The organism is Candidatus Paceibacterota bacterium, from assembly GCA_041663045.1.
Classification (GTDB): domain Bacteria; phylum Patescibacteriota; class Minisyncoccia; order Phycocordibacterales; family GWA1-40-21; genus Bog-1340.
The window spans coordinates 400086-421876 of record JBAZRH010000001.1 but is presented as its reverse complement, the minus strand read 5'-3'; the positions used below and the strand labels follow the sequence as shown (position 1 = coordinate 421876).

Sequence of the window (21791 nt, the reverse complement as noted above, 5' to 3'; positions counted from 1 at the left end):
CTAAAAAAGTCTTTTGATGATATAATATAAAGACCATGCAAGACAAAAAGAAAATCTTGATAGTAGATGATGATAAGTTTCTTTTGAATATGTATTCTCTTAAATTTGAGAGAAATGGTTTTGAGGTAAAAGTCGCTCAAGGAGGCGAGGATGCAATAAATATTTTAAAAGACGGTTTCAAACCGACAGTTCTCCTTATGGATCTTATTATGCCGGTAATGGATGGCTTTGAAATGTATGAGAAAATAAAAAAAGACAATCTTGCAGTCGGTGCTGTAGCTATAATGCTTACGAATCAAGGTCTTACCTCTGATATAAATAGAGCTAAAGAGCTTGGTGTACACGGATATATTGTAAAGGCGACAACAATTCCGTCAGAAGTGGTAGAAGAAGTGATAGGGATTTGTAATGCAAACACAAAATAAATTATTATATTAAAATTATAACTCTGATGGATTATAAAAAAGAATTAAATGATTTAATAAAGACAGTGGCACAGGAAGGAGCTTCAGACCTACATTTGTCTGAGGGTAGACATCCTATGATAAGGGTTTCAGGTCTTTTAATTCCACTAGTTAATAAAAGTGTTTTAAACAAGGAAGATACTTTTGGCATATTGTCAGAGTTGATTACCAAAGAGAACAGAGATATCTTTCTGAAGACAAAAGAAATGGACTTTTCTTACAATTCAGAAGGATCCATAAGATTTAGAGGAAATGCTTTTTTTCAACAAGGGGTTGTCAGTATCGCTCTTAGACTTATACCTAAAAAGATTAGAAATTTTGCAGAATTAAACTTACCCGATATTTTAAAAGCCTTTACGGATAAACAGCAAGGATTTTTCTTGGTTGTTGGCCCGGTAGGACAAGGAAAAACCACTACCCTGGCTGCTATGATAGAAAATATTAATGAAAATAGAGCAGAGCATATTATTACCATTGAAGATCCTATAGAATATATACATGAGCAGAAAAAATCTATTGTAGATCAGAGAGAGGTACGAATAGACACTGTAGATTTCCCAACAGCCCTAAAGAGTATGTTCAGAGAAGATGTAGACGTTGCTCTCGTGGGTGAAATGCGCGGAGCAGAGACAATAGCTACTGCGGTAACAGCCGCTGAGACGGGACATTTAATCTTTTCTACTCTTCATACAAACAGTGCGGCGCAGACAATAAGCAGAATCATAGATTCTTTTCCAGCTGAACAACAAAATCAGATCAGAGTTCAACTTGCTAGTAGTTTAACCGGTATTTTTTCTCAGAGACTTATACCAAGGATTTCTGGTGGCCTTATTCCTGCTTATGAACTTTTGATAAACAACAATGCCGTATCAAACCTTATTAGAGAAAACAGAATTCATGAGATAAATTCTGTGATAGAGACAAGCTCTCAAGATGGTATGATAGATATGAATAGATGTCTGGCTGAGCTTGTTGGTAGAGGCGAAATAACTGTTGAAAATGCTTATCTTTATGCGATCGACCCAAAGATTTTGGAGAAAATGTTGTAAACTATTTAAAATAAATGATTTTCAAATACAAAACAGTTGATATACCAGGGGCGACACCAAAAGATGGAACAATAGACGCCGTGAATATGGAGATTGCTATAAGTGCTCTTCAAAAAAGGGGTCTTACTATACTATCTATTGCACCAGAGGAAGAGGGTTCTTTTTTTGAGAGGAATATATCTTTTTTTGAAAGAGTTTCCAATAAAGATATTGTTATTCTCTCAAGACAAATGGCCACTCTCTTTGAGGCACAAGTACCTGCCCTTAGAATATTTCAACTTCTTGCGATGCAGTCCGATAATCCGACATTACGAAGAAAGATTAAAGAAGTCGTGGATGATTTACAGTCTGGGAGTACAATCTCAGGAGCATTGAACAAACATCCAGATGCATTTTCTCCTTTCTATGTAAATATGGTGAAGGCCGGGGAGGAGTCTGGTAAGCTCGATCAAACATTCTTGTATTTGGCCGATTACTTAGACAGAACATACGAGGTAACTTCGAAGGTAAAAACAGCACTTATTTATCCCGCTTTCGTTATCTTTACTTTCGTGGCTGTTATGATGCTTATGCTTACAGTTGTAATTCCAAAAATCAGCACTATTTTAAAAGACTCTGGCCAAGCGGTGCCGATATATACTAAAATCGTTATTGGTTTGTCAGATTTCTTTGTAAATTATGGAATATTTTTCTTAATAGCAATTATAATCGGAGGATTCTTCCTCTGGAGATACTTACGCACCGAAAACGGTAGAATCTCGCTCGACGATGCCAAGATAAAAACACCTTTCATTAAGAATCTTTATAATAAACTGTATCTTTCAAGAATTGCAGACAATATGAACACCATGCTTTTGTCTGGAATTCCAATGGTAAGAGGTCTAGATCTTACTTCTTCTGTCGTAGATAATAAAATATATGAAAAGTTGCTCCAGAAGACAGTTGAAGATGTAAAAGGTGGTAGTTCTGTGTCAGATGCAATGGCTAAACACGAGGAGATTCCTGGGATTTTCGTACAAATGGTAAAGATCGGAGAAGAAACAGGTCAGCTTGGTAATATTTTGAAAACTCTCGCGGCTTTTTATAGAAGGGAAGTTACAAACTCTATAGATTCAATTGTAAGCCTTATAGAGCCAGCGATGATAGTCCTACTTGGCTTGGGCGTGGCATTCCTTTTGGCATCTGTCCTTATTCCTATTTACAATATTTCGTCGGGGGTTTAGAAGCTCGCTCGGCAAGTGCTTTTGAAAACCGCGCATGATTTCCTGCTGGAAATCTGCTATTCTCGCGCCGTCGCGCTGTGAAATGATTTTCAAAAGCACTTGTCTCGCTCGCTATTAAAAGACTACGAAGTTATCAACATCCCTCAGACCTGTTTCTTTTGCAAACAAAGGTGGTATAATTGGGTGGCAAGCTTGAATCTCTCGAGAGATTTTGTCTTCAATCAAACATTTCTGCCTTGAGCAAGCGGGAAAGTAAAAACTGAAGACGCAAGCCGTTTATTAGTTAGTTGATTTTTAACGTTAAAAATTAAAATTATGAAGAAAGGTTTTACATTGATCGAGCTTTTGGTGGTCATTGCCATCATTGGTATTCTTTCATCGGTCGTCTTAGCTTCTTTGAATTCTGCAAGATCAAAAGGATCTGATGCAGCTATTAAGTCAAACTTGGCCAATGCAAGAGCACAGGCCGAGCTATACTATGATAGTAATACAAGTTCATATTCTGGTGTTTGTGACACGGATTTGGCTACTACCAAATCTATTGAGAGTCAGATTGACGGTGCTAAAACAGCTAGCGGCATAACAGCAGCGACGAATGTAATATTAGCTACAGCTGGTTCTGGTATTCTAGCCACATGTCACGTGGCAGCCAACGGAAGTGCTTGGGCAGCAGAAGTCCCACTAAAGGCTAGTACCGCCGGCACCCCATCAATGTTTTGTGTAGATAGCGCTGGTAATGCTATTACTAAAGCAACTGCTTTGGGAGCAAGCGCCACTGTTTGTCAATAAAATCAGTTTAGTTTGATTTATTACAAGACCCCGACAAGGGGTTTTGTTTTATCCAATTATTTTGATATAATATCGTGCATATGAGGAAAGGTTTTACCCTAATAGAGCTTCTTGTGGTCATTGCTATTATTGGTCTTTTGTCTGCGGTGGTTATGACGGCACTCGATAGTGCGAAGAAAAGAGGAGATGATGCCGCTGTTAAGTCAAATATGAATAATATTGTAAAACAATCTTTGATAGTGAATACATTACCATCAATTATTAGTGGGGTTGTTTCTTGCGGTTCTAGCCCGTCTTCTTTTTCTAGTGATGCAGTAATTCAAAGACAGATATCTGCTACAGCGGAAAGATCCAAGGGGAAATTAGTTTATTGTGTTTCAAATGGCTCTGGTCTTTGGGCTGTGAGTGCTCCATTGAATAGTCCTATAAATACTGGAGATCATTGGTGTGTAGATAGTGATGGTTTTAGTGGAGAATCATCATCAGATTATTACGGTTTTAACGGTACATCCTGTATCAGATGATACTTTAAGACCTCCCCTCTGGGGTTTTATTAAAGACATAAAGTGAGAGGAAAGATAAAGCTGTATTTCTCATCCTAGCCGAGGAGGATATTATAAGGTGAACACCTTTTATTTTTGTCTAAAAAATTATATAATTAACGTATGAAGACTTTTACTAAATCAAGAGGGTTCACTTTGGTTGAGATTGTTATTGTTATAGGTATCATGGCTTTTCTCACAACAATCGTTTATACATCTCTAAGTAGTTCAAAAGCGCAGAACAGAGATCAACAAAGGGTTTCAGATATGAGTAGTATTCAGTTGGCACTTGAAGTATATTTTAATAAACACAGAACATATCCACAGAAGCTTTGGATAGAGGAAGGCGATCCTATTGGTACAGATATGTTGACATATCTTGTTCCTGAATCCCTCCCGTCTAAAATAGTATCACCCACAAGCGATCCTTTGGGTGGGTATCATTATTTGCCTATCGGGGGCTCGGCTTGTGCCTCTTATCACCTTTGGACCACACTTGAAACTAAGATAAGTGCTCTAGATTCAAAGAAGGGTTTTGATTCTTCAGGCTTAAATACGACTTCTCCATGCACAACAAAAGTTACTAATCAATATTATCATGATGTATATGTTAATGCGTCATCTAGCCCACTTGTATATGATGTAACTCCCCAATAAAAAAGTGAGTGTTCTATATTTAATTATATTTTTTGTTTTTGGTACAATCGTCGGAAGTTTTCTGAACGTCTTTGCTTTGAGGTATAATACCGGCCTCTCATATATTTCAGGAAGATCAAAATGTTTCTCTTGTGGCAAAGGACTTCTTTGGTATGAGTTAGTACCGATTTTGAGCTTCCTAGTTTTAAAAGGCAAATGTTATGGATGTAAGAGTAAAATATCAATACAATATCCTTTAATTGAGACGATAACTGGGTTTATATTTGTTATGATTCTTTGGAAAGTGGGTTTTACAATGCTTTTGCCTTTCTATCTTTTTCTAGCCGGTCTACTTGTGGTTATCTCTATTTACGACTTTAAACATAAGATAATCCCAGATGGTATGGTTTTTACTTTTGATATGGTGGCGCTTGTACTTCTTTTCACAAGATTCGGTTTCTTAAACACGTTCAGTAATCATTTTTTACTTGATTTATTAGCAGGACCAATTCTCTTTGCTTTCTTTGCTTTTCTATGGCTTATCTCTTCAGGTAAATGGATGGGTTTTGGTGATGCTAAGCTTGCTCTTGGGGTCGGCTGGCTTCTTGGACTTTCTTCAGGGATTATGGCGATTATGCTTGCTTTCTGGATAGGGGCTATAGTCAGCATTTTACTCATTTTTTTGCAGAAGTTGAATTTATCTCATTTAGGCCTTACAATAAAGAGTGAGGTACCGTTTGCACCTTTTATAATCCTCGGACTTTTTATAGAATTTTTTACTGGTTGGGGTGTATTGCAGATTAGTTATTTGTTGAATATTTTTTAAATGAAAAGTCTTTTACAAAAAAGAAAAATCTTCCTAAATAAAGGTTTTACCCTTGTAGAACTATTGATTACACTTTCTATTTTTGCAGTTACGACTGGTATTGTAATGTTTAGTCAAAATAAATTTGATAATAGCGTCCTTTTGACAAATCTAGCATACGATATGGCTATAACTATCCGCCAAGCACAGGCCTATGGTGTCAATGTTAAAGAACATATCTTGTTAAACGGGCAAGGAAGTTTTAATCCCTACGGTGTATATTTTAGTGCTTCAGACTCAACTCACTATCTTATGTTTTCGGATACGATTGGTGGACAAAATAGTAAGGGAGATTTCTTGTATAACAGTAAAGATATGTCTTGTCCCACTACTGATTCAGAGTGTGTAAATAGATATGCTTTAAAGAGGGGTGATCACATCGTCTCTTTTTGTACCGGTGCCAATGAAACCGCCTGCGACCAACAAATTATAGGCGGGCAAATAGACTCACTTAGGATTTTATTTAAGAGACCAGAACCAGATGCCAAAATATTTGTCGGTGAGGACACTTTTACTTCATTAGGTTATGCTAAAATAACAGTCTCTTCAGCTGATGGAAATTCAAAGAGAAGTGTGGTTGTAACAAATACAGGGCAGATATATGTTAAATAAAGACAAACAATTAAGAGTGATTGAGAATAAATGCAAGATGAGAATACGTGCAGGGTTTACCTTGGTAGAAATGCTTGTCGCTATAGCCGTCTTTATGATAGTCATGACGGTCGCTGTCGGCTCCCTTGTTTCTATTGTGGACGCAAATAGAAAATCTCAGGCAATAAAGACTGTTATAAATAATGTAAATCTGGCTATAGAAAGTATTTCGAAAAACATGAGAATTGGGACGAGATATTATTGTAACGACATCTCTGGTTGGACAAATAGTTCCAATGTATGCAATTCAGGACAAGAAGAAATTAAATATCTATCTAGTGATGGTAGGACGGTTGTGCTTTACAAATATGTCGCTACAACTCCGGAGCTGATCAGTAGTGGAGAGGGGAATATACAGAGATGCTCTATTACAACGACAGAAGACATATCTCAGATTACAGATTCAGACTGTATTAATAACTGGCAAAGTCTTACAGCCCCAACACCTGTTCTGGATATTACAAGTATGAAATTCTATGTATTGGGGGCGGAGAGAAATGATAAAATTCAGCCGAGAGTTTTGATAACGATAGAGGGTGTTGCTGGTACAAAAGAAGCGACAAAAGCAACCTTCTCTTTGCAGACGACCGTCTCGCAAAGAGCAAGAGAATTTTAAATACAAATATTCAAATGATACGAATGAATAGTAAAAATAAAATAAACGGATTCACACTAGTAGAGGCACTTGTAGCTATCTCTATTCTCATGGTCGCTGTTACGAGTCCTATGGCAATTGCCCAAAGAGGTCTTGCATCGGCAGTTTATTCTAAGGATCAGATGACAGCAACATTTTTAGCCCAAGATGCTTTGGAATACATAAAGAATGTGAGAGACTATGTGGGATTAAATAAAAATTCTGCAGACGATCCCGGTGGTCTTATTCAAACAGATTGGCTCGGGGTACTAAGCCAATGTTATAAGGAAGATGGTGGTTGTAAGATAGACACGATCAAACCTGTTCCGATTGGGGTTACAAAAGAAAATCCAACAGGGCTTTTAAAGATTAACAGAGATTCAAATGGTAACTTATTATATTATGATTATACTTCGAATATTGTATCTAAATTTAGCAGGATCGTAGAAATTACCTTATCTCCAGACAATAATGAAGCCTTGGTCGCAGTTACTGTGAGATGGCCATCTACAAATGGTGTTGAGTACAATTCGGTAGTTTTGCAGAATTATATATATGATTATTGGGAAAATTTATAAAATGAGAGAAGTAAAAGAGAGAAAAATATTAAATAATAAAACTGGTTTTGCTATGCTTTTTGCTGTGCTTACTGCGAGTCTTCTCTTAACTATCGGTATTTCTATCTTTAGTATATCTTTTAAAGAACTTACGATTTCCACGGCAGCAAGAGAATCTCAAATTGCATTTTATGCAGCAGATAGCGCCAGAGAGTGTGCTCTTTATTGGGATGTTAAAAAGGGCGCTTTTCCGGCATGTTTAGATACAAAAGATGATTGCACAAAGACATCACCGTCTCTCGGCAATATTATGTGTAATGGTGTTCTAGTTGACGGACTGCACTTGTCGCAGTCACGTTCCGGTCCAGGAAACATTACTTATACAAGTAGCACTAGTACACAACCATTTATTAAATACGATGGAGAATTAGATCCAGAAGCTGATGTTATTGTCTCTAAAACATATAATCCAGCTACTCACAATATAGAGACGACTATTACCGCTTACGGACACAATGTTAGTGCTTCAGGAAGACGTCTCGAAAGAGGTATTTCGCAGACATACTAAAATGACGAAGAATAATATCCCAAAAGACATAATCGAGAGATATGAGAAATTGATAGAGACGGTGGATCGCCATCGTTATCTTTATCATGTCAAAGACAGCCCAGAGATTACGGATGAGGCGTATGATTCTCTAATGCGAGAAATCGAGAATCTGGAGGAGAGATTCCTCGAAATAAAGTCGCCCACAAGCCCGACACAAAGGGTGGGGGACAAGCCACTCGATGAATTTAAGAAAGTGAAGCATGAAGTGAGACAGTGGTCTTTTGATGACTGCTTTGATTTTAACGAACTCAAGAAATGGGATGAAAAAGTGCGGAGGATGATAGCGAAAGAGCCGAGTCTGAAAGGTGAAAAAGTGGAATACTGTTGTGAACTTAAAATAGACGGCCTAAAAATCATACTCACTTATCAAGGTGGAACCTTGACGAGAGGAGCTACGAGGGGAGATGGGGAAATCGGTGAAGATGTGACGCAAAATCTTAAAACCATAAAGAGTATACCGCTTATCTTGCCGGAGTCTTTAGATATTACGGTGGTTGGTGAGTGTTGGCTTTCAAAGAAAGAGCTTGGGAGGATAAATGAAGGGAGAAAAAAGAGTGGGGAGCAACTTTTTGCAAATACTAGGAATGCTGCGGCAGGGTCTATACGCCAGCTTGATCCGAAAGTCGCCGCTAGCAGGAGATTGAGTTCTTTTATTTATGATATCGACAAACTTTCCCTTCTGTCATTGCGAGTAGAGCGTGGCAATCCAGAAGAAACCACGAAAAATGGAGTACCATCTCGTGGCGAGTTCCCAGAAACGCAAGATGGTGAATTGAAACTTATAGAAAATCTCGGCTTCAAGACAAATCCATATCATCAAGTCTTTGATTCTTTGGATGGGGTGGAAAAGTTTTATAAAAAATGGTCAAAAGAAAAAGACAGGCTTGATTATGGCCTGGACGGAATTGTTATAAAAGTAAATTCAAGGAAAATACAAGAAACGCTTGGCTATACCGGCAAATCTCCTCGCTGGGGCATTGCTTATAAATTCCCTGCAGAGCAGGTTACAACCGTCGTGGAGGATATCGTCTTGCAAGTAGGCAGAACAGGGGTGATAACCCCCGTGGCGCATTTACGAGCTGTGCTTGTGGCTGGTTCTACTGTCTCAAGGGCGACGCTTCACAATGAAGATGAAATAAAAAGACTTGATGTGAGAATCGGTGATACAGTGATACTTCAAAAAGCCGGAGATGTAATCCCTGATATTGTGGAAGTATTAAAAGATTTGCGAACAGGAAAAGAGAAACCCTATATTTTTCCGAAAAAACTAGATGCTTGCGGAGGTGATGGGGCGATAGAGAGAATCCCTGGTCAATCTGCTTGGAGATGCGTGAATACAAATTCTTTTGCCCAACAAAAAAGGAAATTTTATCATTTTGTTTCAAAAAAAGCTTTCAATATGGACGGTTGCGGGCCGAAAATCATAGACGCGCTTTTGGAAAATAATTTAATAAGCAATTTTGACGATATTTTTACTTTAAAAAAGGGTGATTTGCTAGCCTTGCCCAGATTTGGTGAAAAGTCGGTAGATAATCTGCTTGCTTCGATAGGAGGTGCGAGAAAAGTTTCACTTGCGAGATTCATCGTTTCACTTTCAATACCACAAGTAGGCGAGGAGACGGCGATAGACCTTGCAAATCATTTTGGAAATTTGGATAAGATAAGAAATGCGAAGGTGGAGGAATTACAACAAATAAATGGCGTGGGAGATGTGGTAGGGAAGTCTGTTTTTGATTGGTTTCAAAATAAAGATAATGCCAAGCTTACAGACAGATTGCTCAAAAATATAAAGATAGAGCCCCTCGACATGGCTCGGGGCAGTCAAAACAAAAAATTAAAAGGAGAGATTTTTGTTTTGACTGGCACCCTCTCCACAATGTCCCGCGACTTCGCAAAAGAAAAAATCCGTGCCCTTGGTGGCGATATTTCCGAATCCGTTTCTTCAAAGACTACCTATGTGGTAGCAGGGGAAAGTGCTGGATCAAAACTTGAGAAGGCAGAGAAATTAGGGGTGAAAGTATTGTCTGAAATTGAATTTCTGGAGTTAATAAGGAAAAATCTGGCAGAGTGATTCTCTGCCAGATCTGTGTGTTCGGAGGTGTTTAATTCTTTACGCTTGTCGGTTTTGGATTTGGTTCGTTTTGAGCCACAATTTCACAGTGCCTGATCCTTACATGTCCTTTGACTCCCAACTCCCCGTTAGTGCTCGTTGCCCTTACTGTCGCATCACTCAACACCACGACTCTAATATTGCCCCCATCCATTTCGTCGGGCAGGCGGAATCCAGTGAAAATAAACCCACCTTTCACAAAGAAAACCTCTTTTCCTGTCATCTTAATCACCATCCTTTCATATCAATTCTTTCTCAAGGCTATCACGATAATATTTTTTGTCAATGACTTCTTATTGATACGTAAAAATGTTATATTTTCTATATGTTAGAGATTAAGGATATTGAAAAATTAGCCAAATTGGCAAGGATAGAACTTACGAATGAAGAAAAACAGAAACTTTTGAAAGAAGTGGATCCGATTTTGGGATACGTTGCACAGCTTAAAGAAGTGACCTCAAAAGTGGAGGGTGGTCCCAAAGTCGGCGATCTTAGAAATGTTATGCGAGAAGATTCAAATTCAACAGAAAGCGGTGTAAATACAGATGTACTTGTAAAAGAGATGCCCGCTTCGCAAGGGAATTATTTGAAAGTTAAGAAGATATTGTAGTTATAAAGTCAAAAGTCTATAAAGTTTATAAAGAAAATGGATTTAAAAAATTTAACAATAAAAAAAGCCCATGAAGCCCTCACGAAGGGGGACTTTACAGCTGTAGATTTGGCGAAATCATATCTTGACGAGATAAAGAAAAAAGATGGCGATATACATGCATATCTTGAAGTCTATGATGATGTCTTGGAGCAGGCAAAAGCGTCGGACAAAATAATAAAATCCGGCAAGGCGACAATGCTCACAGGTATTCCATTTTCTATAAAAGATAATATTTTAATAAAGGGCAGGAAAGCATCTTCGGCTTCAAAGATTTTGGAGAATTATACAGCGACCTATGATGCTACTGTTATAGAAAGGCTAAAGAAAGAAGGTGTGGTGTTTATCGGTAGGACAAATATGGATGAATTCGCTATGGGAGGATCCACAGAGAATTCTGCTTATGGTCCGACCAAAAATCCTTATGATTTAAGCCGTGTTCCGGGAGGCTCTTCGGGAGGTTCTGCATCATCTGTGGCGGGAGATGAGGCACTTGTGGCTCTTGGTTCTGATACTGGTGGCTCTATTCGCCAGCCAGCGAGCTTTTGTGGGCTTGTGGGTTTGAAGCCGACATATGGAGCTGTCTCAAGATATGGCGTGATGGCTATGGGATCTTCACTTGATCAGATTGGTCCATTTGGAAAAACAGTGGAAGATGTAGAAATCATTTTTAATGTAATAAAAGGGCAGGATAAGATGGATAGCACCACGATTCCAGACAACCCTAAAGCAAATAAGAATTTGCTCGGGCAAGGAAAATTAACTATCGGAGTGCCGAGATCTTTCCTTGACAAAGGGGGGATTGACAAGAGCGTCATTGAAAATTTTGAAGCATCTTTGGAAAAGATGAAAAAGCTCGGACATAATGTGGTAGATATAGAATTACCGATGCTAAAATATGCTCTTGCGGTTTATTATGTCATCGTCCCGGCGGAAGTCTCTTCAAATATGGCGCGTTTTGACGGTATGCGTTTTGGCAAAAGAGTTTCTGGCAAAGACGGCATAGAAGATTATTTTCTCTCTCGGCAAGCGGGGCTTGGCAGGGAGGTGAAGAGGAGAATAATTCTTGGAACATATGTGCTTTCATCAGGATATTATGACGCATATTACAATAAGGCAAATATTGTGCGAGATATGATAAGGGAAGATTATAAAAAAGCTTTTGAAAAAGTGGATATTATCGCTACACCGACGACTCCCGGCCCTGCGTTTAAAATCGGTGAGAAAGTAGATGATCCACTCCAAATGTATCTTGAAGATATTTTTACTGTGCCGATAAACTTGGCTGGAGTGCCGGCGATTTCTCTTCCGGCAGGATTTAAAGAAGTGGATGGGAAGAAACTCCCGCTTGGTGTGCAGTTTATAGCAAAACACGGAGATGAGGAAACACTATTTTCTGCGGGTAAGGATTTATTAGGGGAGTAGATAGTTTTTACTAGATTTTTTGATATAATATTGTCATGTTTAATCAGTTGGATGCATTTCACTCACTTGATCCGTTTTGGATATTTCGTGTCATATACGAGTTTTTTGTAGGTGGTGCAGATGGTGCAACCAGTATCGCAGCTAGGTGGCATGATGGAATTATTTCTTTTTGGCACAATTTACCATATTATGCAGTAAATTTCCTCGCCCAATATATTGTATTTTCAATTTTTGTTTCTATTGCTCTTGCGATATTAGTAACAATATATTTCAGAAGATACTGGGATATAAGAGAAAGAGTTATACGTAAGATATTACCAGTAGAAGGAAAAGAGAAGACTATAGGAGATGAAAAGATTAGAGTCAATCCTAAATGGGAACTTGTTCAGAGACATATTGATTCCCTTAATCAAGCAGATTGGAAACTGGCAATTCTAGAGGCGGACATAATGCTTTCTGAACTTCTAGAAGTTTTACAATTACCAGGGGAAAGTATTGGAGAACGTCTTAAAGCAGTAGAGAGAAGTGATTTCGATACCATAGAGGAAGCGTGGGAAGCTCATAAAATAAGAAATGCGATAGCACACGAGGGATCAGATTTCCTTATAACAGAGAGAGAGGCGAGAAGGGTTGTTGGCTTGTATAAAAAGGTTTTTGATGAGTTTGAGATGATCTAATATTTCTATCAGTATTTTAAATACTTGATTTTTAGCCTATTTTCTTGTAGTATGCAAGACAGCGGGGTAGAGTAGCAGTAATTCGCAAGGCTCATAACCTTGAGACGCACGTGCAAATCGTGCCCCCGCAACCACGAAAAATAAATAAGAGCCGTGTTCTCGGGAACACGGCTCTTATTTATCTCGTGGTAAACCACGAGAGAGCGTAGCGTATTTTTCGTGAGTCGGGCGATAAAATTTGATTAAAATTTTATTTTGCGCGACAATAGATTAATGTATTATGTTTATGTACTAGAAAATATTGATGATGGAAAACTATATATTAGATATTCTTCCAATTTAAGACAAAGAATAAGAGATCATTTATCTGGTAAAGGATCCAGGTTAACAAAATTGGGAGGCCACTGGAAGTTAATATATTATGAGTCATATTTATGTCAGACAGATGCCATCGGTAGAGAGAAATTTCTAAAAGGCGGTTCTGGTAGGAAGTATTTAAATAAGCAGCTTAAAAACTATTTTGGAGAATAGACACATTTGTCTTTCCTGAAAAAAATGTTATATTGTCTCTGCACTAGAAGAATGTCGGTGTAGTTCAATGGTAGAACGGGGGACTCATAAGCCTCAAACGATGGTTCGATTCCATCCATCGACACAAATTAAATTTTAATCGACACACCCAATATTTTTTATCTATAGGTTAGTATATATTCCTGTCACATGATATAATATATAAGTGCCGATTTATAAAAGAGTAAATAAAGACTTTTTCAAGAAGTGGACAAAAGATATGTCCTACGTATTAGGGTTCTTCGCAGCAGATGGCTACATAACTCTCAATAAGAGAGGTGCTAATTTTTGGTCGATACAAATCACCGACAAAGATTTAATCTATAAGATTAGAGATTGTATTTCGGCTGAACATAAAATAGGGGAGAGAGTTGGGAAAGGAAATAATAAAAATTTATATAGATTGCAAATAGGAAGTTTAGAAATGTGTGAAGATTTAAGAGGTTTGGGCTATAGAGAAAATAAAACCAAAAGTCTATCCATACCAAATGTTCCCCAAAAATATTTTTCACATTTTGTTAGGGGTTATTTTGATGGTGATGGCAATGTTTGGATGGGTTTTTTACATAAAGAACGTCCCAAGCCTGATCTGGTTATTTTTTCTTCCTTTACCTCATGTTCCGTCGAGTTTTTATTAAATTTAAAAAGTAAATTAAATGAAGCTGGTCTTTCTGGGGGATCGATTATAAAAAACAAGGAGAATTATTGTCGCCTTTCCTTTAGCACTAAAGACACTTTGAAATTATTTTATTTTATGTATAATGGTATAGATCTTAAAAAAGATGGTTTATTCTTGAGAAGAAAGACTGTCGTTTTCGAGAAATTCATAAATACGCGGTCGTAGCTCAGCTGGTTAGAGCGCTCGCCTGTAGACGTACGTGCAGCTTTCTATCGAAAGATAGATTGAAACTCTCTGGGATAACGGTGGAGGCTAAATCTCATTTAGAGATATGCGAATACCGTGGGAACCCCCCACTTATGAATAAGTGGGGGGGCGCCGTAGAGACTAGATACCGGAGCACCTAAACTTATCGTAAGATAAGCAACGGCGAAGATATAGTCCACGCCGATATGAAAATATTGGAATTAGTGCACGCGAGAGGTCGCCGGTTCAAGTCCGGTCGGCCGCGCAAAAAAGCCCCGAAAGGGGTTTTTTCGACGGCCGATAAAATGCACAGCATTTTAAGGACTTGAACGGCGGAGCTATATTTTTTCAGCAGAAAAAATAGTGAGCCGGTGCCCAGACAAAAGCGAGTGGCGACGAGCTTTTAGTCGAGGGAAAGATTCCGGTCGGCCGCGCAGTTGAAAGTTTTACCATTTAATCCATTAACCATATGGATTTTTTGGTTCTACTTCGATAGGCTTTTAAGTATAGAGGAGTTTGTTATAATATAATTATGAATGCAGAAAAACCGCCACAGGTTACCGAGCAAGAAAAGTTAGAAATAGAAAAAGAGCTTTTTAAGGATAGTTGGGCAATTCGTGTAGGTCAATCAGTGGCGGATTATAAAGCTGAAATGGAGGCGGCTTGGAATAAAATGCATCCAGAAAAGAAAGAAACCGTAGAAGTTGTTGCCGATGGTGAAGAAAGTCCTTCGGTCAGAGAGGAAAATGATGAGCAGGAAAGAATAAAAGCTGAAGAAAGTGAAAATAAGAGACAGGGGGATTTAAATAGAGTTAGGCAAGAACTTGGTTTAGATACTTTACCAGAACAGATAAGTGCTAAAAAAAATGGTGAGGAAAAACTGTTAGAAAAGTTTGATGAGTTTTCACAAAAAGCATTAGAAAAACTTAAGGGAGATAAAGATAGAGTAGCAACATATTTAGGATTACAAAAACTTTTTCAGGAAATGAGGCGAAGCGGTTCGAGGGAAAAAATTACAGAGTATGTTCTTAAAGAATCATACTCTCAAAAAAGAAAAGCTGAATATACTTTCGATCCAAATTATGAAAAGGCTTGGAATTTGGCGACAGCAGATGATTCTCTTCCACGTAAAGAAGAGGGTAATTGGGTATTTAGAGGAAATTTTACGTCAAAAGAAAGAAAAACAGTCACTAGGGGTAGTTTAAATATTACAGTTACAGAAGATGCTGTCCGAGATTTAGATTCTTTGATAAAAAGAGGAATTATAGATGCAAATTATAAATTTGGGGAACCGGGAGTTGAAACCGAGGCAATGTCTCGACATGATGCAGTCACAGTCTATTTCTTAACAGAACCAACACCAGAGGCAATAAAAGCGTTATCCGAAGTAGCTGATAAATATTATCGAGGGGATGATCTTTTGGGTAAAAAAATATCTAAAGGCTTTTATATGTCAGAGTTTGGATCAGTTTCCGATAATCAAGCCAGAGAACTAGTACAAAAAATAGATGAATTAGACCCTGAAATAGGAAAGGCGGTCAAAAGTTTTCTAACAGGTCAAAAAGGCAGAGTGGCAATGTCTGAGGCGCAGTTTTATTCAGTAAAGGAGACATTAAATCTACTTGGAATTGATATTTAATATTCTCCAGAAAAAGGTTTCCGAGTTGAAAGATTAAAATAATAAAAGTATTTTTTCCTTAAATTTTAAATATATAGTGAATCACACCGTGGGGTAAAGTGCTGGAATATACACGGTAACATCATTTCTCCTCTCAAATCCAGTTCTGATGTCGTCCACTAGGCCGCGCAAAAAAGCCCCAAAAGGGCTATTTTCTTTGCGTGGCCAGCAAGAAAGACGGGTTTATTCAAATATGATAAAATACAAGGATAAATACTTAATTCATATGGAACAAAAGCAACTATTTTTTTCAATTATTATTCCCGCGCACAATGAAGAAAAATATATTACAGAAACACTTACAAACATAAGAGACCTTGATTATCCAGCAGAAAGATTTGAAGTCTTTGTAATAGAGAACGGTTCCAATGATAAAACTTACGAAGTTGCTGGGAAAAACAAAGGACAAAATATTGAGGTTTTTTCTTCTCCTATTAAAGGGGTCTCTTCCGCGAGGAATTTTGGTATAAGAAAAATCAGGCGAGATAGTGATTGGACTATTTTCCTTGATGCTGACACTCTTTTGAAGAGTGGATTTTTAAGAGATTTAAATATTTCCTTGCAGAGACATCAAGACAAAAACTTTGTTGTCGGGACAACATCTCTTGAACCGCTCCCAGAAACGAAGACGGCAAAAAGATGGTTTGTCTTTTGGGACATTTGCCACAAATTATTTAAAGTCTCTTATTCTATACAGATTATAAAAAGCTCTCTCCTTGGCAATATAAAATACGATGAATCTTTAGAGATGGGAGAGGATTTAAAGATCATTAAAGAGGCTCGACGATTTGGGAAATTTTTCTTTTTTAAAACCTCCGACGTTCATACTTCTATTAGGCGTTTTGAGCAAGTCGGTTGGTGGAAAATATTCTTTCAATGGACAATCGTAGCAAACCTACCTCATTTTTTGCAGAAGAAAGCCGTCTATAAAGTCACTCGATAATCAATATGCGTCAGATTTTAGAAAAATATAGATTAAAGACGCACGAGCTATTATACATCATATCTCGCAATGTCTTTTTATTTACTAACGGCATTATCTTTGTAGTTGTTATCCTCCTCTCTATTTTCGGCGACACACGATCCGCTCTATTTCTAGGATGTATTACTTTGCTCAATATCTTCTTTGGACTTATACAAGACATCAATGCTTGGGTTCAGCTTGAAAGACTTCAGCTTTTGACCGCTCCACATGTTATTCGTATAAATAAAGATCAAACCGAAGAATCTATCTTGGCAGATCATATTAAAAAGAGTGATTTAATCAAATTAAAAATAGGCGATCAAGTCCCCTGTGATAGTGTCCTTATAAAAGCGCATAGTTTTGAAATAAATGAGGGGCTTATAACCGGAGAATCCGATTCTATTTCCAAGACTGTCAGCGATTATCTATTGGCAGGTAGTGTAGTTACTGCCGGATCCGGTGTGATCAGGATCGAATCAGCATTTCACGAAAGCCGTATTACTAGGATGACAGAAGGCATAAAAAAATATTCTATAAGACTAAGCCCTATTCAAAGTTCCATCAATTTGTTTATTAAATATTGTGGATACATTCTCGCCGTTGTTCTTGGTTTTGTGATTATTCGAGGCTTTCTAATACACGAGCCGGCAATTAGAATTATAAAAAATATCGGGGCTCTTACCAGTGCACTTATGCCCGTGGGATTATTTTTCGCTACTACTCTTTTTTTTGCGTATGGAGCAGCACGTCTTTTCCGAAGACATGTCTTATTACAAGAGGTAAATGCTACAGAGAAACTCGGTCGTATAAAAAATCTCTGTATGGATAAGACAGGTACATTGACCGAAAATACATTAGTAGTTGAAGACATATACGTACCGCCTGAAGTTAGTATAGAATCTGCGCAAGATCTAACCATGGCATATATTCAGGGGACAGGCGACTCTTCTCAAACCTTAAATGCAGTTAAAAAGTTTATAGGAATTAAATATAGAGGCGACGTTGTCGATTCCTTGTCGTTTTCTTCTTGGCGAAGATATGGTGCTGTTTCTATAAAAAAAGAGAGTGAAGATTTAATTGTCTTTGGTGGCGCACCGGATGTTTTTCTACCACACATATCAAATATTGTAGAAAAAAAATGGCTTCAAGATTTTCTTGATAAAGAAGCCCACGATGGTAAACACGTCTGGTGTGTTATGAAGGTCAAAGGTGTGAATATACCCCATGATTTGTCTAAGGTCGAGTTCTCAATTGTGGCGGTTTATGTTTTTTATAATAATCTTAGAGGAGGTATTAAGCACACTATTAATTTTTTTCAGGAAAGGGGTGTGCACATAAGGATTATTTCTGGAGATAATCCAGAAACGGTGTGTGCGGTGGCTGCTTTGGCAGGAGTAAAAAATCCTGACAATATTATTACCGGTAAAGAGATGGAAGAATGGAGTAGAAGCGAGTTTGAAGAAAAAGTTGGCTCTTATACTATCTTTGCTAGAATTATTCCTGAACAAAAAGAAAAAATAGTTGAAGCATTTAAGAAAGACGGTTTTACAGCAATGGTGGGGGACGGGGCCAACGACGCCCTTGCTATCAAAAAGGCGGATCTTGGCATAGCGATGTTTGATGGGGCGCCAGCCACAAGGCAACTCGCGGCCATTGTACTTACAAATAATAGTTTTACTGCAATGCCGGGTGGAGTGACACTAGCCGACAGCATTATTAGAAATGTAGAGATATTCTCCAGTATTTTTCTTAACTTAACTTTTGTTGGTTTCTTTTTATTTATTTTTGTAAGTCTGTTTGGATATGCATTTCCGCTTACCCCACTCAATATTACCCTCATCAATTATTTCACCGTGGGGATTCCGGGTATACTAATCTCTTATTGGACAATCATGCCTTCGGGCAGAATTGATTCGCAAAGCACTGTACCTTTTCTTAAAAATATTTTACCGTTCGCTGTCTCCTCTTCAATTATTCAGACTATTTTTATCGCGATAATCTTTATTATAAGCCCCATATATATGAAATTAGCGGAGTCAAATCTTTTAGTAATTATTGCTTATATAATTTCAGGTTTTACCTTCTTTGCATTTACTCCGTATGTATACAGGGGTATAATATCTAAAATGCAAAAGTTACAAATACTTTCTCTTGCTTTGATAGAGGTTGTCTTATTCCTTTTTGTTCTTAAGATGCCCATTATCGCAACTTTTTTTGATACGACAAATCTTATTCCAAGCTTTTCTGTCTCAAATATTTCAATTATTTCCGTCGCTCTTTGTTTTCTCGTCTATTCCCAGTATAGACTGGCAAAGTATTTTGTTTTGAAAAAAGAGTATGGTAATAAGTAGTAATAAGATGACGTCACAAAATAAAAAATTTAAAATCAGCTTGATCATACCGGCCTACAATGAGGAGGATTCTATTATTGATTGTTTAGAAAAAGCAATAAAATATTCAGACGGTAAATTTCACGAAATAATCGTTATCAATAATGGCAGTACCGACCGCACGAAAGAATTGGCCGAGAAAGTTTCTGGAGTGAAAGTAGTCGATGAACCAGACAAGGGTCTAACCAAAGCGAGACAAAAGGGGCTAGAAGTAGCTACTGGTGATTTTTTGGCCTATATTGATGCAGACACAAGACTTCAACCGGCATGGTATAAAACTGCGGAGACATTTTTTGCTAAACACCCTAAGGCTGTCAGTTTGAGCGGGCCATACAGGTATTATGATGGTTCTATTATAAACAATTTCTTTTTGCATATTATTTGGTGGCTCAATGCCCCTATCGCATACCACCTAGCAGGTTATTTGATTTTGGGGGGAAATTTTGTCGCAAAGAAAGAGGCTCTATTAAAGATGGGTGGATTTGATAAAAATATTGAGTTTTATGGAGAAGACACAAATATATCAAGAAGGCTCAGTGAATTCGGAAAGGTTGTATTTAAGATGGACTTTTTTATTTATTCTTCCAGTCGTCGGTTTCAGAAAGAGGGGATTGTAAAAACGAATCTGATTTATGGATTAAATTTTGTTTGGCAAGCCCTTTTCAAGAAACCGTTTACTAATGGTTATGAAGATCATCGTATAGGATTAGAGAAAAGATCAGACACTATAGAAGACAACGTTAGAAAAGGGGCTGAATTAAAAGCTTGGATTGTCAGCTCTATTTTTGCCTTAGCTTTTATTATTACCTGGGTATTTGAATCTTTTGATTGGCACAAAGCAATACCGCTTGCCATATTTTATATTGTTTTTCTTTTTAATACCTTCTTTTCCATCAGGTGTTTTTCTCGCATAACGCCACCTTATAGCTTGGTACACAGTATTTTAGATCTGGTCCTAGTCTCTCTATATGTCGCTATGGCAATAAACGTTCGCGCTGTTCCTTATTTTATATTTTTTACCTTGTTGATTTTTGCCGTCTCTTCCATAAAATATACATTATTACTTGGAAATATAGAACACGACCATATTTTGAAGAGGAAAATACTCATAGACATTCTCGGTGTCTGTGGTTCCGCTCTCGTCATTGGTGGAATCTTGGCTGGTTATGCAAGGTCTAGTCTATGGGCCTGGGTTGTAATCTTTATTCTCGCTAATATTATCCTTTTTACCTTATGGCCGTTTTATAGGATAGAACCCATAGAAAAAGGTCTATAATTTTTGTTTCGGACACCGCATCGGTCTTAAACTTGTGATGAGATAATTCGGGTAAAATAGCTAAGCTAGTAAAACAGCTCGGCTACTATTTATAGATTTAGGTTAGAAATATTTAAAGAGACACTTCTTTCTCTGGTTGCAGGTTATAGCATATATGCTATAATACTAATGTAAGAAAGGACATTGATAATTGAATATCTGAGAAAGACACCTCTCTCCCTTTGCGACTTGTTTTAACAGGTCTCAGGAGGGGAGGGGCGGTCTGGTAATTAGCCGGCCAATTTCGTCAAAGTCGGACGAAATAAAAGAAACCCTTCTCGTAATTTTCATAAAGTTATGAAAATCTTGCGAGTTATCGGACTTGGTCTGGCGATTATCATGTTACGCTTTCTGGTGCCTGAAATATATCATGCACTAGAAAATACCCTCCTGTCGTTCTTTGATATTCTGCAGACAGCCTTACATTTTGGTAAGGACTCGCTTTCTGCTGGGGTATTTTTACCTCAATTACCACAGATGATTCCTCAGTTTTAAATTCTCTGGTATGAGGTAAAGAAGAAACCGTGCGCTTTTGCGTGCGGTTTTTTGATTGAAAAAAGCCAACAAATAGGTTATCTTTATGCTATGCCGTTGTAGCTCAGTTGGTAGAGCACGTCATTGGTAATGACGAGGTCACCAGTTCGATCCTGGTCAACGGCTCAGATGAACGAAGTGAGGATGAGTCGTTTAAGCAAGCAAAGGGTTTTGCTTGCGTCCAGGAGCGAACGGCGGAGTCAAAAATTTTCTGCAGAAAATTTTATGAGCCGGTGCCCAGACAAAAATTTTTCGACGGAAAGATTTTGAGTTGCGAGCGATCCTGGTCAACGGCTCCGGTAAATATAAGCCAAGGTAGCTCAGTTGGTAGAGCGGCGGTATCGTAAACCGCAGGTCGCGAGTTCGATCCTCGCCCTTGGCTCAAACGAAGTTTGAGACAGAGAAAGCTCTGGGAGAGCTTTCGTGCGAGGATCGAAGCCTTTGTGAGCATTTTTTAGAGCATTCTTATGCGAATAAAAAAACCACAAAGGGGACTGAAACTGTAAGTTTCGATCCTCGCCCTTGGCTCCAAGATTTGCATTTTTAATAATATATATTATATTGCTTACAGAGTGAGCTTGTGTATAACGAACT

General features: G+C 37.9%; 22 protein-coding genes and 4 tRNA genes. 25 read left to right on the top strand and 1 reads right to left on the bottom strand.

Going from position 1 to position 21791, the window contains the following annotated elements; genetic code table 11:
- The first annotated feature begins 35 nt into the window (after window positions 1-35).
- The 12 genes from WC631_02180 to ligA all read left to right on the top strand — a co-directional run bounded on the left by WC631_02180 (window position 36) and on the right by ligA (window position 10091).
- A complete protein-coding gene (locus WC631_02180) occupies window positions 36-425 on the top strand; it encodes a response regulator (protein ID MFA6227257.1) in 390 nt (129 codons plus the stop codon).
- Window positions 426-451: 26 nt separating this feature from the next.
- The gene (locus WC631_02175) at window positions 452-1513 is read left to right on the top strand and encodes a PilT/PilU family type 4a pilus ATPase (GenBank protein MFA6227256.1); all 1062 of its coding nucleotides are present in this window, start codon (window positions 452-454) and stop codon (window positions 1511-1513) included.
- A gap of 14 nt (window positions 1514-1527) precedes the next feature.
- Window positions 1528-2736 carry a type II secretion system F family protein gene (locus WC631_02170; protein MFA6227255.1) on the top strand — a complete coding sequence of 403 codons (1209 nt, stop codon included), beginning with the start codon at window positions 1528-1530 and terminating at the stop codon, window positions 2734-2736.
- A 315-nt stretch (window positions 2737-3051) separates the two neighbouring features.
- Entirely contained in the window at window positions 3052-3525 is a 474-nt protein-coding gene (locus tag WC631_02165; protein ID MFA6227254.1) for a type II secretion system protein, read from the top strand.
- 80 nt (window positions 3526-3605) lie between these two features.
- Complete coding sequence (locus WC631_02160; protein MFA6227253.1) at window positions 3606-4049, top strand: type II secretion system protein; 444 nt, start codon at window positions 3606-3608, stop codon at window positions 4047-4049.
- A gap of 141 nt (window positions 4050-4190) precedes the next feature.
- Window positions 4191-4724, top strand: a complete 534-nt coding sequence (locus tag WC631_02155) for a type II secretion system protein (protein ID MFA6227252.1) — start codon at window positions 4191-4193, stop codon at window positions 4722-4724.
- Window positions 4725-4728: 4 nt separating this feature from the next.
- On the top strand, window positions 4729-5529 hold the full coding sequence (locus tag WC631_02150; protein MFA6227251.1) for a prepilin peptidase: 801 nt from the start codon (window positions 4729-4731) through the stop codon (window positions 5527-5529).
- Window positions 5530-6180, top strand: a complete 651-nt coding sequence (locus tag WC631_02145) for a type II secretion system protein (protein ID MFA6227250.1) — start codon at window positions 5530-5532, stop codon at window positions 6178-6180.
- A complete protein-coding gene (locus WC631_02140) occupies window positions 6170-6835 on the top strand; it encodes a type II secretion system protein (GenBank protein ID MFA6227249.1) in 666 nt (221 codons plus the stop codon). Before WC631_02145 ends, WC631_02140 begins: the two co-directional genes overlap by 11 nt.
- Window positions 6836-6858: 23 nt before the next feature.
- A complete protein-coding gene (locus WC631_02135) occupies window positions 6859-7431 on the top strand; it encodes a prepilin-type N-terminal cleavage/methylation domain-containing protein (protein MFA6227248.1) in 573 nt (190 codons plus the stop codon).
- A 1-nt stretch (window position 7432) separates the two neighbouring features.
- Complete coding sequence (locus WC631_02130; protein MFA6227247.1) at window positions 7433-7978, top strand: hypothetical protein; 546 nt, start codon at window positions 7433-7435, stop codon at window positions 7976-7978.
- A gap of 1 nt (window position 7979) precedes the next feature.
- Window positions 7980-10091, top strand: a complete 2112-nt coding sequence (gene ligA / locus WC631_02125) for an NAD-dependent DNA ligase LigA (protein MFA6227246.1) — start codon at window positions 7980-7982, stop codon at window positions 10089-10091.
- Between the two features lie 31 nt (window positions 10092-10122).
- Here ligA and WC631_02120 read toward each other — a convergent pair whose 3' ends face one another.
- Window positions 10123-10365, bottom strand: a complete 243-nt coding sequence (locus tag WC631_02120) for a hypothetical protein (protein MFA6227245.1) — start codon at window positions 10363-10365, stop codon at window positions 10123-10125.
- Window positions 10366-10455: 90 nt separating this feature from the next.
- On the opposite strand from WC631_02120, the gene gatC reads away from it, so the two are divergent.
- From gatC to WC631_02055, 13 genes are all read left to right on the top strand, one after another.
- Complete coding sequence (gene gatC, locus WC631_02115; protein MFA6227244.1) at window positions 10456-10740, top strand: Asp-tRNA(Asn)/Glu-tRNA(Gln) amidotransferase subunit GatC; 285 nt, start codon at window positions 10456-10458, stop codon at window positions 10738-10740.
- Window positions 10741-10776: 36 nt separating this feature from the next.
- Window positions 10777-12204: an Asp-tRNA(Asn)/Glu-tRNA(Gln) amidotransferase subunit GatA gene (gene gatA, locus WC631_02110; protein ID MFA6227243.1), complete on the top strand. Its 1428-nt coding sequence runs from the start codon at window positions 10777-10779 to the stop codon at window positions 12202-12204.
- Window positions 12205-12239: 35 nt separating this feature from the next.
- Window positions 12240-12881 (top strand): hypothetical protein, encoded by a 642-nt coding sequence (locus tag WC631_02105; protein MFA6227242.1) that lies wholly within the window; start codon window positions 12240-12242, stop codon window positions 12879-12881.
- A 60-nt stretch (window positions 12882-12941) separates the two neighbouring features.
- A tRNA-Met gene (locus tag WC631_02100) sits at window positions 12942-13015 on the top strand.
- A gap of 450 nt (window positions 13016-13465) precedes the next feature.
- Window positions 13466-13536 (top strand) — tRNA-Met (locus WC631_02095).
- Window positions 13537-13617: 81 nt separating this feature from the next.
- On the top strand, window positions 13618-14295 hold the full coding sequence (locus tag WC631_02090; GenBank protein MFA6227241.1) for an LAGLIDADG family homing endonuclease: 678 nt from the start codon (window positions 13618-13620) through the stop codon (window positions 14293-14295).
- Between the two features lie 553 nt (window positions 14296-14848).
- On the top strand, window positions 14849-15955 hold the full coding sequence (locus WC631_02085; GenBank protein MFA6227240.1) for a hypothetical protein: 1107 nt from the start codon (window positions 14849-14851) through the stop codon (window positions 15953-15955).
- Window positions 15956-16187: 232 nt separating this feature from the next.
- Complete coding sequence (locus WC631_02080; GenBank protein ID MFA6227239.1) at window positions 16188-16937, top strand: glycosyltransferase family A protein; 750 nt, start codon at window positions 16188-16190, stop codon at window positions 16935-16937.
- Between the two features lie 5 nt (window positions 16938-16942).
- Complete coding sequence (locus WC631_02075; GenBank protein ID MFA6227238.1) at window positions 16943-19309, top strand: HAD-IC family P-type ATPase; 2367 nt, start codon at window positions 16943-16945, stop codon at window positions 19307-19309.
- A complete protein-coding gene (locus tag WC631_02070; protein ID MFA6227237.1) occupies window positions 19296-20624 on the top strand; it encodes a glycosyltransferase in 1329 nt (442 codons plus the stop codon). The genes WC631_02075 and WC631_02070 overlap by 14 nt, the downstream gene beginning before the upstream one ends.
- Window positions 20625-20960: 336 nt before the next feature.
- Complete coding sequence (locus tag WC631_02065; protein ID MFA6227236.1) at window positions 20961-21158, top strand: hypothetical protein; 198 nt, start codon at window positions 20961-20963, stop codon at window positions 21156-21158.
- 92 nt (window positions 21159-21250) lie between these two features.
- Window positions 21251-21323: transfer RNA gene (locus WC631_02060), tRNA-Thr, on the top strand.
- 183 nt (window positions 21324-21506) lie between these two features.
- A tRNA-Thr gene (locus WC631_02055) sits at window positions 21507-21579 on the top strand.
- Window positions 21580-21791 lie beyond the last annotated feature (212 nt).